Consider the following 15,402-nt stretch of genomic DNA (forward strand, 5'->3'; position numbering starts at 1 on the left):
GTAACGGCAGGCCTATTTGTTTTATATTGATGACAGTTTTTCTGGATTTTTTCTATATTGCGCCGGCGTTATGCCAAATGTCTTTTTAAAAAGGGTGAAAAAGTAATTGTCATTGTAGATGCCAACCTTTTGGGAAATCGAAGCGATGGATTCATCCGTTTCAATAAGCAATCGTCTCGCTTTCTCCATCCGCAAATGATTTAAGTAATCATTAAAGGTACAATTCTTTACGCTTCTGAATATTTTTCCAAAATACCCTGGAGAAACTTCAGCAAATGCTGCCATGGATTCCAAGGATAGATTGGGATCCGTATAATGTTCCTGCATGTATTTCTCAACTTCCTCTACCTTATGACTGAAGGACTTATTTTTACTTTCCAGGATCGTATTACAAATATCGCGGCAGAAGGTTTTAATAAACTGATCGATTTCTTGAAGGGTCTCTAAATTCTCCGTGTTTTTAATGAGGTCATAATAATTCAAGCCATTCTTCGTATTCACCTCAAGCAAGTTTGAAAAATACCTAAATATAGATACGATGCATTGATGGTAATAGAACAAGGTTTGTTGAAACGATAACTCTGAAATTTTGCCCATGAACAAGCTTATCGCTTCATCCATGTTTGATAATTGAAGAGATTCAACCGCGCTCAAGATCTTTTTTTCAATATTGTAAGGGTATTCAATCGTGCGCTCCAGCTGCTGCTTCACGTTATCATAATGAACGATGCTTTTATGCCCCAAAAACAGACGATAATTCGAATATTCCAACGCTGACCCATAGGATAAAGAAATTTGGTTTTTATGGTTCACAATATCTCCGATGGAAATCGATATGGAGTTTTTATAAAGGTTCTCCACCGTGTTTTGAATTTTTTTCAATGCCTCCATAAATTCTGAGGGGAAAGCATTCTCGCTTAAACATAACAACACGCCAACTTGGTCTTTTCCCAAATCGATGGTTTGGCAGTATGTCAGAGTTTCGAGTATTTCTTTTGAGATATTACATATGGCGTATTTGGATAACAATTGATGCTTATTAGAGGTTCGCAACTTAAAGGATGCGTACTGGTCGATTTTAATAATCAATATACAAAAATAGGGCCATTCCAATTCGGTTTCTATTTTATTAAAGGTTTTTTTATCAATCGTCATGTTCTCGAAGGTACCTTCCATTAAACAATACAAATAGGTTTCCCTGAACACGTTATAGGTCTTGTTATAGGAGGACTCCATATTGTTGGCCCGGTCGATCGTGTGGGTAAAAGCTTCCGAGAGAACATCAAATTCGTTATATCGTTTCCTGGAAGGGGGCTTTACGCCTACGGATTTGTTTACTCTCTCCACTAACGCTCTAACGGGGGCATATAAATCTTTCAAAAATATAGAAGAAAAAACGGCACTTACCACGATAAGAATGATGGCAATAAGAAAGGTTATATTTCTCAACTTCTTTGTATTTGAAATAAGTTGATCATACGACTGCACGCTGACGAAATACCAATTCAACGTATTCGATTTTACAAAAGTGATCAATTGCTTCTTTCCGCCCACACGCTCCGTGAAATAACCCTTATTCTGGTTTGCGTTTAAAATGCCATCGATATAAGGGGTTTGATGGAGGTTGTTCATAAAAAGCGCGTGATCAGTATCGGACAAGACGGTGCCTTGGGCATTCATTACAAAGATGCTGTCCGTATTATTGCTGATCATCGAATGAATCAAATTTTGAATATAGGATTCATCCACGTTAATGATGAGATAAACGTTTTTTTCCTGGGACAAGTAAAAGTTAGGGCAAATAACGTAGCTTAGAACATTTTCGATATTAGGATCTTGGTTTATGAAAAAAGAAGATTTTCTGGGCATGAAGTTTATATAGTTTGAAAAGTCTCCATTATTTATGCTTTCGATTAAGTCTCTGTCCTGTTCGGCAAACACCGGGACACCTTGGTCCGTAATATATCGCTGGGTCACTTTATTGAAAACGCCAATATATCTGATAAAAGGATAAGCACTGGAAATATTGGACATCCGTACTTTCGCATTAAATTCGTCAACGGGGTTTTTACTGGTTGCATACATAACATCTACGATTTGGGGATCATTGTTCATGATTTTGGCCAGAGAATTCACTTTCTCGTAAATCAATTCAGAGGTATAGCTGGTTTGGCCCAGCATGGCTTGAGAGGATTGGCTGATTTCCTTAATCGCGCTTTTGGAAAATAAATAAAAAAGAGTCGTACATATAATCAGTACAGTGAAAATAACCAACAGAAAATAAAACAAGAGAATTTTTCTATACACATTGAAATTGAAATTAAAAAAATCATATTTTTTTAATTTCATAGGTTCTCATCCTTTCCTTACTCTAAACGAAGAAGCAAGTCCTCTTGGCAATTGTAGAAACCGCTTATTTATAAGGTAAAACATTATCTATTGAGCGTAAAGGGAAGTGAAGAATTTTAAAGGGAGTGCCGAAATTTAAAGGTTGAAAAGAGCGTAAATTTAAAGTTTTATTTCCCTTCAAACTATACATCGGGACCTCTCGTGTTTAGATTTAAGCTGTGCCGCACGGCAAATCGAAAGACAATGGAGGACTCAAGTTGCAAATAGAAACGGTTTCGAATCAACGCCGACCGGCAATAAGGAAGAAGGGAATGCTATTCGACATCAAGAGAAATCCCTTTTCTTACTTATTGTTACTTCCTGCTGCCGTCTACACGTTCGTATTTGGTTACATTACTCTTCCTTACATCATTATTGCATTTGAAAAGTTTAATTATAAGAAGGGAATTTGGTTAAGCGAATGGGTGGGATTTAAAAATTTCGAATTTTTCTTTAAATCGTCAAGCGCTTGGACCGTTACTTGGAACACCGTTTATCTTAACTTTTTATTCATAGTTACCGGGACCATCACGGCCTTAATCTTTTCCATTTTGCTGAATGAGCTTGTCTTTAAACGATTTACGAAGATTGTTCAATCCACTTTTCTATTTCCTAATTTTCTTTCCTGGATCATCGTGAGCTATATCGTCTACGCTTTATTCTCTACACAGTATGGTGTCGTAAATGAAGGCTTGAAGGCGGTCGGGTTGAATCCGACAAATTGGTACACGGATGCCGATGCATGGACCTGGATACTGGTCGGTTTAAAAATTTGGAAGGATGCGGGAATTTCAATTGTCATTTATCTGGCTGCAATAGCCGGTATCGACCAAAGCTTGTATGAAGCTGCGATTGTGGATGGTGCCAATAGATGGCAGCAAATCAAAAATATCACCTTGCCCCTATTAATGCCGACCGTGGCCATCTTGAATTTGCTGGCTGTCGGTAAAATCTTCAACGGTGATTTTGGAATGATCTATGCCCTTGTAGGCGACAATGCGCTGCTATACAAGACAACCGATGTTATCGATACCTATGTTTACAGAGCTTTAAGAAGAACGGGTGATCCGTCTCAAGCGATGGCCGTGGGACTCTTTCAATCCCTTGTCGGCTTCATCCTGGTATTCGGGGTAAATAAGATCACGAAGAAATTTTATCCGGATGGTGCGATTTTCTAAGACGATCAGTGAATGGAGGCCGCTTCATGCGAAGGCATAGCCTGTTTAACAGCATTAATGTATCACTAAACACGATTTTTGCTTTATTTTGTTTCTTACCCATCTTGTTAGTCTTTATCGTATCGCTGACGGATGAACAAACGATTCTAAAAAATGGTTACAGCTACTTTCCGGATAAATGGTCATTCGATGCTTATAAGCTGGTCTTCACAGGCCAGAAGCTTATTTGGAACAGCTATATGATTTCCATCATCGTTACGTTAATCGGTACGGTGTTGGCGTTATTGGTTACCGCAATGGCGGCCTATGCATTAGCCAACAAGCAGATGAAGTACCGGAATACCTGGGCCATGTACTTTTTTATCACCATGATCTTCTCCGCCGGCTTGGTTCCCTGGTATATGATCTGCGGCAAATTGGGAATGAAAGATAATATTTTATCCTTGATTATACCGGGGCTCATATTTAATCCGTTTAATATGTTTCTTGTCCGGAATTTTATGGCCGCTATCCCGGATTCCTTGATGGAATCAGCCAAAATCGATGGGGCGAATGATGCAACGATCGCGTTTAGAATATACTTTCCGATTTGTAAGCCTGTCCTTGCAACCATTGCATTATTTTATGGGCTGGCCTATTGGAACAATTGGTTTAACGCCATCATGCTTGTCGATAACCAGAATCTTTTCCCCCTGCAATATATTTTGTTTAAGCTTCAATCGGAAATTGCCATGTTATCGCAATTGCAGTCAAGCGTGCATAGCGATCCGCCGGGCGAATCCCTGAAAATGGCTACAGCCATCATTACGATCGGTCCTATCGTCTTTTTGTACCCCTATTTGCAAAGATATTTCATTAAGGGTTTAGTGATCGGCTCCGTTAAAGGCTAACGACCCCAAAAGGGTATTTATATATATTATTTTCTGTTAAAAAACAAGGGAGGGTTATGCATGAAAAAGTCAAATATGTTGAATCGCATTACCGTTGCAATCGTTTTAACGGCAATATTACTGGCTGGCTGTACATCCAATTCCGATTCGGGCAATACCGCGAAGCCAACGGATACCGGCAATGCGAAAAGCGACGCGAAAGTAGTTACCGTTAAATATGTGGTGCCGGGTAGCGATCAACCCGGAATGAAGGCCGCTATCGATGCCGTCAATAAAAAATTGCTGGCCGACGGCTTAAGCATTCAACTGGACGTCCAGCATATTGGTTGGGATGCTTGGAACAGCAAGACGAATATTATGCTTTCCACGGGAGAAGAATTCGACCTCATGCACGTCATGGAAAACAGTTCTGCTCCGACCGGCGCTTATGTGGCTCGCGGCGCTGCACTTCCATTAGACGATCTGATAATGAATAATGCTCCCGATCTCATGAATAAGTTCCCTCAATCCGTGTGGGATGCGGCTAAGGTCAACGGGAAAATCTACACGATCCCAGCGATGTGGAGAGATTCGACCCAAATGGGCGGGGAAGCGGGGTATATCACCGTCAGGCAAGACCTGCTTGACAAGTTGAATTTGCCGATTCCGAAGACGGTGGATGAATTGATTAACACCGGTGTGGAGATCAAGAAACTGCTGGGCAATGATACTTTCGCGTGGGATCATGCGCTGGATAGAACGCCTGTGTGGCTTCATCGGACTTATGATACATGGCCGTTCTATGCTGATTTTACAACAGGTATTGTTTATGTTGATGAAAGAGGCAACGTAAAGTCATGGATCGAAACGCCCGAATTTAAACAAGACTCTCTCGTTTATCGCAAGCTGTATCAAGCCGGCTTGATCCATCCGGATGTACTTAGTCTTCCGAATGACGCCAAAGCCAAGTTGGTGAATCAAGGCAAATTCGTCTACGGCTTGGGGACCATCGATTTAATTGCATATCCGGGAATTAAGAAGAATGTCCCCGATGTTAATCTGTCGACCTTCCAGCTTTCGCCGGAAAAAGTGAACTATACGTTCATGCCGCTTATGAACTCAAACATAATTCCAAGCACGTCCAAGCATCCTGAAGCCGCAATCAAATTCTTGGACTGGTTGTACAAAGATCAAGCGAACCATGATCTTTTCCTATACGGTATTGAAGGACAAGATTATAATAACCTCCCGAACGGAAGAATCGATTATCCGGAGAATAGTAACAGCGAAGGGAATTACGCTTTCGATTTCTGGCAAATTGGATATTACAAATGGCAAAAATTCCAGAAGGATGAGCTGGATGAAAGCGTTAAACGGCAAACGACTACGGATCCAAATGCACAAAACAGTATCGTAGCCGGTTTTACGTTTAATCCGGAAACCGTAAAAACGGAATATGCCAATGTGGTTGCCGAGATGGCTTCCATCTATCCGATTAAGATCGGCGTAGTCGATTTCGATAAGAACTATCCCACAGCCCTGAAGAAGCTTAAAGATGCCGGATTGGATAAGGTAGTGGCGGAGTATAACAAACAATTCCAAGAATTCCTGAAGAATAAGAAAGGATAACCGTCTTTCTTTACTAATTGACGAATAAAGGATTCCATCTCTTTCTGGATTAGAAAGAGATGGATTCCATTTTGTAATTGAGGGTAGATATAAACGTATCGAAGAGCGAGGGATAACCAATGAAGGTAGTCTTAATAGGCGGTGGCAGTTTTGTTTTTGCACCAACGGTTCTGAAGGACGCCATCGTTAAGCACAGGCTGAAAGGAACTCTAGTGCTGGTTGACACGAACCTCGAAGCGGCTCAGGCGATGGCGGGAGCCGGCAGCCGAATCGCAAACGAGCTTGGAGTCAAACTCGAGATCACAGCGACTGTAGATCGGGAGCAGGCGCTTACCGGAGCCGACTTTGTGATCGTATCCGCATCTGTTCAGGGGGCAAAGCGATGGCGGATGGATTATGAGATTTTGAAGGAAGCGGGAATGGCCGACCAGGCAAGGGAATGCGGCGGATTAGGCGGGCTGTTGAATTCTTTCCGATCCATTACGCTTCTCTTGGATATTTGCAGAGATATGGAACGTCTTTGTCCGAACGCCATGCTGCTTGATGTGACGAACCCGATGCCGCGTGTTGTAACGGCAATCGAACGATTTTCATCCATACGGAGCGTCGGCTTCTGCAACATCGCATATCGCGGACCGGACGGATATGACATGCTTGCACACTTGCTGCGGAGGCCGGCGAACGAACTTGAAGTCGTGACCGGAGGTCTCAACCATTTTTCCTGGGTCTTATCCGTCAAGGACAAGTCGACGGGGGAAGACCTGCTTCCGACACTCAAGAGCTACATCGAACGAGGAGACTGGTCTGACGAGACAGAGGAGAACCGGCGGGAGCTAGGCATCATGCGGGAATGGTTTCATTCCTACGGGGCGGTTGCAGCGGGAGCTGTAGACCACCATGCGGAGTATTTGCCGTTTCATCCGGACGTCCATTATCCGATAACGCCACCCTATCACGGCACGGAGAATGAACGCATGCAATGGTTGTTGAATTTGAAGGACATTGCCGCCGGTCGCTGTGGTTGGCAAGACCTGTTCAATCACGGCAGTTGGGAGCATCCGATTGATCTGGCTGTTTTGCTAGATGGTGGGCAAAAGGATCATATAGATATTCTGAACGTTCGAAACGAGGATGGGATTCCGCAGCTGCCTTCCGATCGCGTGGTTGAAGTTCCCGTACGTGTCGCAGGGGGACGGCTGGAACCGGTTATCCTGCCTGCTTTTCCGGAACGGCTGGCATCGTTGCTGTGCGTGGTATCTGACGTTCACGAGTTTGCCGCGGCAGCTGCCGCAACGGGCGATATCGAGTTGGCTCGGAAGGCGATCTTCGTTGATCCGGCCATAACTGACAAGGAAGCCGGATATAGCGCGCTAGAGCGGATGTTGGCGGCCCACGCAGATCTGTTGCCGCAGTTCACCCGGAAGACTGGGGGAGGAATCGGAAATGCGGAAAAGAGAATTGGTGGGTAAGGTGCCGTCCGTGTTTGCGGATGGGGACACGGTCGTCTTTATCGGGGACAGCATCACGCAATCCGGGCTGTACGTAAATCGCATTTACGAATATTATTTGACGAGATTCCCGGGGAAAAAGCTTCGAATTGTCAACGGCGGCATCAACGGCGATACAGGAAAGGGTGTCCTTCAGCGGCTGGACACAGATATATTGCCGTACCGCCCGACTAAAGCCGTCGTCATGCTCGGCATGAACGATCTGGGCCGCGACCTTTATGCACCAGGTATGCCAGAGGAGTCGGTCCTCCGCCAACGGGCAGAGCTCGTGCATGCCTATTGGAGACATTTGACGCAGATTATCGAGCGACTTGCGGAGCATCGTGTTCCGGTTTGGCTGGTTACGCCTTCTCCGTATGATCAGACGGCGAAGCTGCCGGAGGCGGTTTGTGGCTATAACGATGCTCTCCATGTGGCGTCGCGGATCGTGAAAGAGATCGCGGACGCTTATCGCTGCCCGGTGATCGATTTTCATCAGCCGATGACGGTCATGAACGAGCACCTTCAGAGTAGCGATCCGACCGCTACGATTATCGGCAATGACCGGGTTCATCCGGGCGAGATGGGGCATATGCTGATGGCCTATTTTTTTTTGACGCAGACGGGTGTGCCTGTCGAAGTTGCCGGCATTTCGATCGATGCAAGCCGGGGTACTGTGGTACGATCCTCCAACTGCGAAATCGCCGGTTTGTCTGTTTCCGAAGGAGGGATATCCTTCCAGTATTGGCCTAATGCATCGCCCATGCTGGCTGATGACGCGTATGGAGAGGCGGACATCTTGGCTCCGATTACGGCTGGCTTGAATCAGGAACGGATCATCGTGAACGGGCTGAAGACAGGCCGATATACGTTGTATTTAGACGGTGATGCGGCGGCGGAAGCGACTGCTAGGGAGTGGGAGGCCGGAGTTAATTTGGCGCTTTTGCCGGGGAATCCGGGGCAAAAACGGGCGCGGTATATTCATGAGCTGAATCGGCAAAGAAGGGAAACGGAGGCGCGGTTGCGGAATTTGAAGTACGTGGAAATCAGCCTGCAAGGGGTAAATCTAGATCCGGAGCAGGACGATCAGGAGGAGCTCAAGACGGCTTATTCCGCCGTGTTGAAGGGAATGCCGTGGCATGATTACTGCATGCAATGCCTGGATTCGTATTTGGCCGACAAGAAGGAGGAGGACGCATTGCTTAAAGCCCTCGAAGAAACGGTCGGGCGGCTGCATAACGTCGACCTGCCTGAGCCGTATCCGGTTTCCATTATCCGGTCCGCAGAATAAAAAGCAATAACAGTCCATTTTTGTTCAGAACGGGGGTCTACAAATGAGTATCGATCGGATGTCAGAGTTTGCTCGAAAATTGGAACCAGCCGGAAGGATTCTTGAAAGCCCGGATTATCAAGTTTGGTGCTGCTCCCCCATTTATGGACCTGATGGTAAAGTCCATGTCTTCTTCTCTCGATGGAAGAATCATTATGATCACTTAGGATGGGTTGCTGCTTGCGAGGTGGCTCACGCTGTGGCAGAACGGCCGGAGGGGCCTTACGAAGTTGTTGGAGTTGCTTTGTCTGGCAGAGGAGACAATGCTTGGGATAGTTGGTCCATTCATAATCCTACGGTTTACCAAGTGGACGGACGTTATATATTGTTGTATATGGGTTCGGACGGTTCTTCCCTGGGGGTTTCGCAAGATGAACTTATGGCCATGAAAAGGGAGGAATATCTTCCCTATTTCCACAAGTTAGTTTCCTCTAAGCGTGTCGGTATGGCTATTGCGGACAGCTTATACGGTCCTTGGGCGAGAGTTGGGGATAAGCCGATTGTTGATATTGGAGAAACTCCTTCCTGGGACGATTTCTGTACTTCCAATCCTGCCTTTACGGTAACTCCGGAAGGGAAGTATCGAATCTATTACAAAGCGTGGGATCAGCGAACCGCAGTTAAGTTTAATGGCAACCGAAAATATGGATTTGCAGAATCTGACAAACTAGAAGGACCTTACGTAAAATATCAAGGTAATCCCGTCATTGATCTCTCCGGTTTTGGCGAAAGAATGCAGGTAGAAGATGCCTATATGTGGCATGAAAATGGAAAATACAATGCGATTATGAGAGATATGGGCTTCAACAATCACGAATATGGTTTGTTCATGCAATCAGAGGATGGAATTAAGTGGAATACAGAAACGCCTATGATATCGTATCTGAATGCGGCTCATTATTTTGATGAACCATTGATAGGATTGGAAAGGGAAGGAAGATTTGAAAGGCCGCAGCTATTGATGAGAGACGGCATACCGGAGTATTTGTTTGCTGCATACGTTGGAGGTAAATATAACACGTCAAGCGGTGTCGTACTAAAGCTTAAATAGGAAGGAAATATAAGTCGTCCTGCGAATTTTTGGGCAGGACGATTTGCTGCTTCTTTACGCTTCACCGTGAGTAGCGTAGGTCTCACTCCAACGTTTGGCTTCTAATGGTTTGATTTGTGCTTCGTTATACCGCATGTTCATACCCCGAACTCTGTAGATAAATTGAAGACGACCGAAGCTTTTTTTTACGGAATCTTGGGCACTTTTCAAGATGTTAATTAAATTTTCATTTTTCAGAAAATAGTAACAATTTCGCTGAATTTGTTCATTTCAATTCAAACAGGTAACGACTTAACATGTTGAATGAAGATTGATAACACAACACCATTCGGAAAGGAGGTGACTTGATAGACGCGAGTTCGATTACGAAAGCGTTAACAATTCAGGGAGAACGCTCCCGGAGAGAGGTGTACGATGAGAAAAGCGGTTTTGTGGCGCAAACCGGCGGTTCTGATTTTGATCCTCACGCTTGTATTCGGCTTGTTGCCCCTTGGGTTAAACGGGCGGGGCGCGCAAGCGGCGAGCTGGCCTTACGGTGCGGATTTGGTCGCTAACGGCAGTTTCGAACAACCTGATAACGGTTTCCCTTCCAACTGGACCCCTATGAATACCGGAACATCAACTTACATGATGCGGGATACTTCTTTATACACCCACGGACTGAAAGGATTAAAGATCACCGATGACGGCGTAGGAGGAACCCGCGAGGTTGGCGTGAAGTCGGATCCGATCCCGATCGTCTACGGCCAAACGTACACGGCGAAGGTGAAGGCCAACGTGAGTGTAGGCATGGTCCATCTGTTGGTTCGAACTTATGACTCAAACGGAAACCCAAGCACGCAGCAATATATTGCCGATTCCACATCGACCACAGGCGTGTGGCAAACGTTGTCGGTTACCTTTTCCCCTCCGCAAAGTCACAGCGCGACCGCCGTCATACACGTGTACGAAAGAACGACGACGGCACAAACCACGGCGACGATCGATGATGTCACGATGAGCCTTTCGGGCAATCTGGTGCCTAACGGGGGCTTCGAGATCAATCCCGGAACGCCGACCGGCTTTCCGGTCGGCTGGCTTGCCATGACCAACCCCCCGAATTCTTCCGTGACGACGGAGACCGCTTCGGCTAACGTCAGCGCCGGTAGCCGAAGCGTCAAGATCTACGACAGCAATCCCTTCGTTCAAGGGAATGAGACCGGCCTGAAAACCCCGGATATTCCGATCCGTCCGGGCGAAACCTTCGACATTCACGTAAAAGTTAAGGTGGATGGTGAAGTTGCGGTACTGGCCCGATCTTTCGACGCCAACAACAATCCCGATCAGGTCCCGGCCGTGACGAGAAGCGGCGACGCTTTTTCAGGCTGGCAGACGATTTCTTTCTCTTATACGCCGAAAGCTCCCTTTACTTCGAAATTCGTCCTGATGATTTACGACCGAAGCGGTACGACCACCGCTTACGTCGACGAAGTATCCGTCACGAGCAGCGAGCTGCTCTTTAACCCCAGCTTCGAGTCCGGAACGGAAACCGCAATCGAAGGATGGACCGTATCCCCTGCCGGAGGCGTAACTTGGGTAACCGCCCAGACAGATCCGATCGATCAAGGCAGCAAGGCGGTCAAATTCACCAATACAGCGTCGGCGCTGGAAAGCATCCGTGTGAGACACGAGCAGCTGGGCTACGCCTATACCGCATCGGTGAAGGCATACGTAACTTCAGGGAAGGCGACCCTGACCCTTAAAGCCTTGAACTGGGCGGGAATCGAGGAACCGGGTTATGTCGTCACCGTTAAATCCGATACCGGCAAATCCGGCTGGCAAACCTTGAAGGTAACGGTAGCGCCGCCCAACTGGGCTAAGGCCGTAAGAGTCGTCCTTGCCACCGAGTCCGCTTCCGATACGGTGGTTTTCGATTCCGCCGAGCTTCGGTTCGGATGGCCGGCCACTTCGCCCGGGGATCAGACGATGCCGTTCCGACCCGCCGATCGGGCGGTCTCCGAGCAGAATCCGCCGGATTTCTCTTGGACCTATGTGGACGGAGCCGATAAGTACGAGCTTCAGATTGCTTCGGATGAATCTTTCGCTACGATCGTTTACTCGAAGGATGGGATTCCCGTCAATTTATTCAACCTCCCGAGCACATTAACCGCAGGCACGAGCTATTATTGGCGCGTGCGCTATCACTACCCGCAAGGCTGGTCGGCATGGAGCGATACGCAGCAGTTCCGGATCAAGTCGAACGCAGTCGCTTTTACGGTCCCCGACATCGAGACTTTGATAAACAGCGTACCGAGCGTACGTCCACGAATTTTAACCACCCCGAGTACGCTGAATGCATTCAAAGACTTGAAGGATAATGAAGGAAAGCCGATATACGATTTTGCCAAAGACAGGGTGGACGGCATAATCGCGAGCCAAACCCCGATGTCTCCAGAGCCGTCGGCAGGGGACTCGGTCGCTACGGTGAACGATGTCGTTTTCAAAGAGATGACGAACATTCTGTCCGGCGCGTTGGTGTACATGATTACGGACGACGCGCAATACAAAGTCTCGATACTCGATGTCACGAAACCGCGCCTCATGGCGATTGCCGGTTGGAACCCGAACGGTTCTACGAGCTATCAGACTGCGGACCAAGCGTCCCGTGATATCGCATTGCTCATGGCCGTCGCTTACGACTGGTTGAAGGTTCCAAGTAACGGAGCGTTCTCCGATACCGACAGACAGAATCTGGTTTCGGCCATCCATGCGAGGACCAAAACGATCTACGACGACATTTTGAACGCCGCTTCCTCCGCTTCCTTGTATAAGGACCCTTATTATTCCCACGGCTGGACGGCGGCCGGCTACGTCGCGATCATTGCGACGGCGATGATGCACGAGACGCAAACCGTAAACGGCGCCACCATGGCCGAGCATGCGAAACAATGGTTCCGAAAGTCGGTCCCCGTCCGAATCAACATGTATCCTCCGATCGGAGGAGAAGAGGGCGGCTGGGCGACCGGGACCGGCTATTGGGAAGTCTCTCACCTGTCGGACAAACGAGTGGCAGATGTCCTGAAGGAGGCCACCGTAGTGAACTTATACCAAAAGGCGTTCTCCCGGAATGAACATAATATGGTGACTTATTTCATGCCGGTCGGGTCGCCCGGCGGTCAATTCGGGGACGGCTCGGAAAAACCGATGTTGAAAGAAACCGTCAATCTGCTGAGACGTCAAGCGCAGGTGTACGACCCTAACCCGATTGCCCAGTGGGCCCAGTGGTTCGCGGCGGCAGCTCCGGTTTCCCTTGAACCTTACAAGTTGTTCAGTTACGGCTATGGCAAAAATTCCGTTCTGCCGCGGCCGCCTTTCGAGCTTCCTTCGGCCCGCTGGCAGAAGGACGTCGGCTGGGTGGCCATGCATTCCAGCCTGTACGATCCCGAGCGGATCTCGTTGTACTTCAAGTCCAGCGGATACGGCAGCTACAATCACAGCCATGCCGACCAGAACAGCTTCACGATCAATGCCTTCGGCGAAAAACTGGCGATCGACGCCGGTTATTACGACGGGTACGGTACGGATTTTCACACTAATTACTACCGCACGACACTGGCCCATAATGCCATCACGTACGACATCAATAAAGGCCAGAAAATCGACGACATGAAAGCATCCGGAAGGATTGCCGGGTTCGCGTCCATCGAAGCGTTCGACGGAACCGTAGGCGACGCGACGCCGGCGTACAATCAGAATTCCGCGCAGCCTGGCTGGGGCTTGGATTTGGCCAGACGGGGGATCATCTACGTCAAGCCGAACGCCTTCGTTGTCATCGACAAGCTCGATGCCAAAGGATCGGCCAACGCCTCGTTCGAGTACTTGCTTCACGCAGACAATATGATACTGGACGGGCTGCAGCAAGTCACGATCGAGAAGAATGATGCGAACATGAAAGCCTCAATTCAATATCCGATCCCCGACAGCGCTGCAGTAACCTCTTCTTTCACAGACGCGGCCAACAACCCGAAGACGCCCAACCTCAACCCGCCTCAAGCGTCGCAGAAACATGCCAAATTTACGTTTCCGCCGGCCGCGTCGCAGACGATTATCTCCACCTACCAGCCGTATCTGGACGGCTCGACGCCTTCGTCGATTACGCAGGGGGGGAATACGTCTTATGAGAGCCTGACGATTGACGGAACGACGGTCTACGTTCGCTTGTCGGGCAGCGGTCTCGTCACGGTGAACAGCAACTTCAAATTCGACGGCATGGCCGCCGCCGTGCGCGGGAACGACGTTCTGCTCCTGGACGGGGTTCGCTTGGAGAAGAACGGAGTCACCTTGCTGCAAACGAATGTGCCTGCGACCGTCGCGCTGAGCGGATCGGAGATCTCCATCTCCGGAGATGCGCCTGAGCTGGAGGTCCAAGTCAATACCGCCGCGACGACTCTCGTTGACGAGACTTACACCGCGGTACCTTCCGGAGCGGCCGGGATGAGCGCGATAGGCGTTTACTGGACGAAGACCGGCAATGTGATGACCATCCAGTCGGAATCGGGCCGCCGCTTCAAGCTGAGCAGCGTTACGGCCCCGGGGCCGCAAACGAGCGTCAACCTCACCGTCAAACTGAACGGAACGGTGGTTGACACCTATGCGTTGGCGGCTCATGGCACCTATGCCGGCGGTACGGCCAGCTATGGCCAATTAACCGACTTGTCGGCAGGCACTTACACCATCGTCAGCGCGCCTGCGGGTCTTAAATTCGAAAAAGAAGGAGCGGCGACACCAGGGCCGAAGACGCTCGGCGCATCGCCCTGGGTCATCTTGGACGGAGCCGGCGGGACGCTCGAATTGACGAACTGATCCGCGATGTCAACGCAGCACTGAAGTTTCAGCAATAACTAAGAGAAGGAAAACAAAGAATCGCCCTTCGGCTTGCCAAGAACGCAAGCTGAAGGGCGATTTAGGTTTGTTCACGATTCGTTTTATGGACATCTACTCATTTAGGCTTAACCTAATCTCCGTGTCATTTTGGAACAATCGTACTATTATCCCCTTGCCTCAGAAGGAGTGCCTATCAGCGGATTTTTGAATGCTTGATTGGAGAATGGAGGACGGATTCCCGAATATCACGTTCGATATTGCCGTTTCATATTAGAATGGAACGGGTTTTCGGCAACTTAAAAAGCAAGCATCCCTTGCATCAGGCGTTCCATAGACTGAGATATTGACCTTTCCACTTCGCTTTGCTTCCCCAGACACCCAAGGAACGACGAGAACCGGTTCAAGAAAAATGTGGTAAAAAATTCAACGTTACGGGTTTGTTTTCAAAAGCATGAACAAGGGTTAACCTCCTGATCGGTCCTGATCGGTCCTGATCGGTCCTGATCGGTCCTGATCGGTCCTGATCGGTCCTGATCGGAAGGGATACTGGTAGAAGCGACCGAGCGTAGGTTGAGTAACTTAGCAGGTGAAAACCCTGCCTGGAAAG

The 15,402-nt window shown here is 48.1% G+C and carries 8 protein-coding genes; 7 read left to right on the forward strand and 1 reads right to left on the reverse strand.

The genetic code is table 11. From position 1 onward, the window contains the following. Positions 1-21 precede the first annotated feature (21 nt). Complete coding sequence (locus tag ACFPPD_RS01260; protein ID WP_209749248.1) at positions 22-2,349, reverse strand: helix-turn-helix domain-containing protein; 2,328 nt, start codon at positions 2,347-2,349, stop codon at positions 22-24. Between the two features lie 311 nt (positions 2,350-2,660). On the opposite strand from ACFPPD_RS01260, the gene ACFPPD_RS01265 reads away from it, so the two are divergent. From ACFPPD_RS01265 to ACFPPD_RS01295, 7 genes are all read left to right on the forward strand, one after another. Beyond that, the gene (locus tag ACFPPD_RS01265) at positions 2,661-3,566 is read left to right on the forward strand and encodes an ABC transporter permease (protein WP_378081079.1); all 906 of its coding nucleotides are present in this window, start codon (positions 2,661-2,663) and stop codon (positions 3,564-3,566) included. 26 nt (positions 3,567-3,592) lie between these two features. Continuing rightward, on the forward strand, positions 3,593-4,456 hold the full coding sequence (locus tag ACFPPD_RS01270; protein ID WP_209749247.1) for a carbohydrate ABC transporter permease: 864 nt from the start codon (positions 3,593-3,595) through the stop codon (positions 4,454-4,456). A gap of 60 nt (positions 4,457-4,516) precedes the next feature. Further along, the gene (locus ACFPPD_RS01275; RefSeq protein ID WP_209749246.1) at positions 4,517-6,064 is read left to right on the forward strand and encodes an extracellular solute-binding protein; all 1,548 of its coding nucleotides are present in this window, start codon (positions 4,517-4,519) and stop codon (positions 6,062-6,064) included. Positions 6,065-6,183: 119 nt separating this feature from the next. Next, positions 6,184-7,533 (forward strand): family 4 glycosyl hydrolase, encoded by a 1,350-nt coding sequence (locus ACFPPD_RS01280; RefSeq protein ID WP_209749245.1) that lies wholly within the window; start codon positions 6,184-6,186, stop codon positions 7,531-7,533. Continuing rightward, the gene (locus ACFPPD_RS01285; RefSeq protein WP_209749244.1) at positions 7,508-8,842 is read left to right on the forward strand and encodes an SGNH/GDSL hydrolase family protein; all 1,335 of its coding nucleotides are present in this window, start codon (positions 7,508-7,510) and stop codon (positions 8,840-8,842) included. The genes ACFPPD_RS01280 and ACFPPD_RS01285 overlap by 26 nt, the downstream gene beginning before the upstream one ends. Positions 8,843-8,885: 43 nt before the next feature. Next, the gene (locus ACFPPD_RS01290) at positions 8,886-9,932 is read left to right on the forward strand and encodes a glycoside hydrolase family protein (RefSeq protein ID WP_209749243.1); all 1,047 of its coding nucleotides are present in this window, start codon (positions 8,886-8,888) and stop codon (positions 9,930-9,932) included. A gap of 414 nt (positions 9,933-10,346) precedes the next feature. Continuing rightward, complete coding sequence (locus ACFPPD_RS01295) at positions 10,347-14,774, forward strand: DUF4962 domain-containing protein (protein WP_209749242.1); 4,428 nt, start codon at positions 10,347-10,349, stop codon at positions 14,772-14,774. Positions 14,775-15,402 lie beyond the last annotated feature (628 nt).

Source organism: Cohnella suwonensis (genome assembly GCF_042655365.1).
Lineage (GTDB): Bacteria > Bacillota > Bacilli > Paenibacillales > Paenibacillaceae > Cohnella > Cohnella suwonensis.

What these genes read in the sequence shown, in the direction of transcription:
- ACFPPD_RS01280 (WP_209749245.1), top strand. Translation starts at nt 6,184, where the DNA reads ATGAAGGTAGTCTTAATAGGCGGTGGCAGTTTTGTTTTTGCACCAACG.
- ACFPPD_RS01295 (WP_209749242.1), top strand. Translation starts at nt 10,347, where the DNA reads ATGAGAAAAGCGGTTTTGTGGCGCAAACCGGCGGTTCTGATTTTGATC.
- ACFPPD_RS01275 (WP_209749246.1), top strand. Translation starts at nt 4,517, where the DNA reads ATGAAAAAGTCAAATATGTTGAATCGCATTACCGTTGCAATCGTTTTA.
- ACFPPD_RS01270 (WP_209749247.1), top strand. Translation starts at nt 3,593, where the DNA reads ATGCGAAGGCATAGCCTGTTTAACAGCATTAATGTATCACTAAACACG.
- ACFPPD_RS01290 (WP_209749243.1), top strand. Translation starts at nt 8,886, where the DNA reads ATGAGTATCGATCGGATGTCAGAGTTTGCTCGAAAATTGGAACCAGCC.
- ACFPPD_RS01260 (WP_209749248.1), bottom strand. Translation starts at nt 2,349, where the DNA reads ATGAAATTAAAAAAATATGATTTTTTTAATTTCAATTTCAATGTGTAT.
- ACFPPD_RS01265 (WP_378081079.1), top strand. Translation starts at nt 2,661, where the DNA reads ATGCTATTCGACATCAAGAGAAATCCCTTTTCTTACTTATTGTTACTT.
- ACFPPD_RS01285 (WP_209749244.1), top strand. Translation starts at nt 7,508, where the DNA reads ATGCGGAAAAGAGAATTGGTGGGTAAGGTGCCGTCCGTGTTTGCGGAT.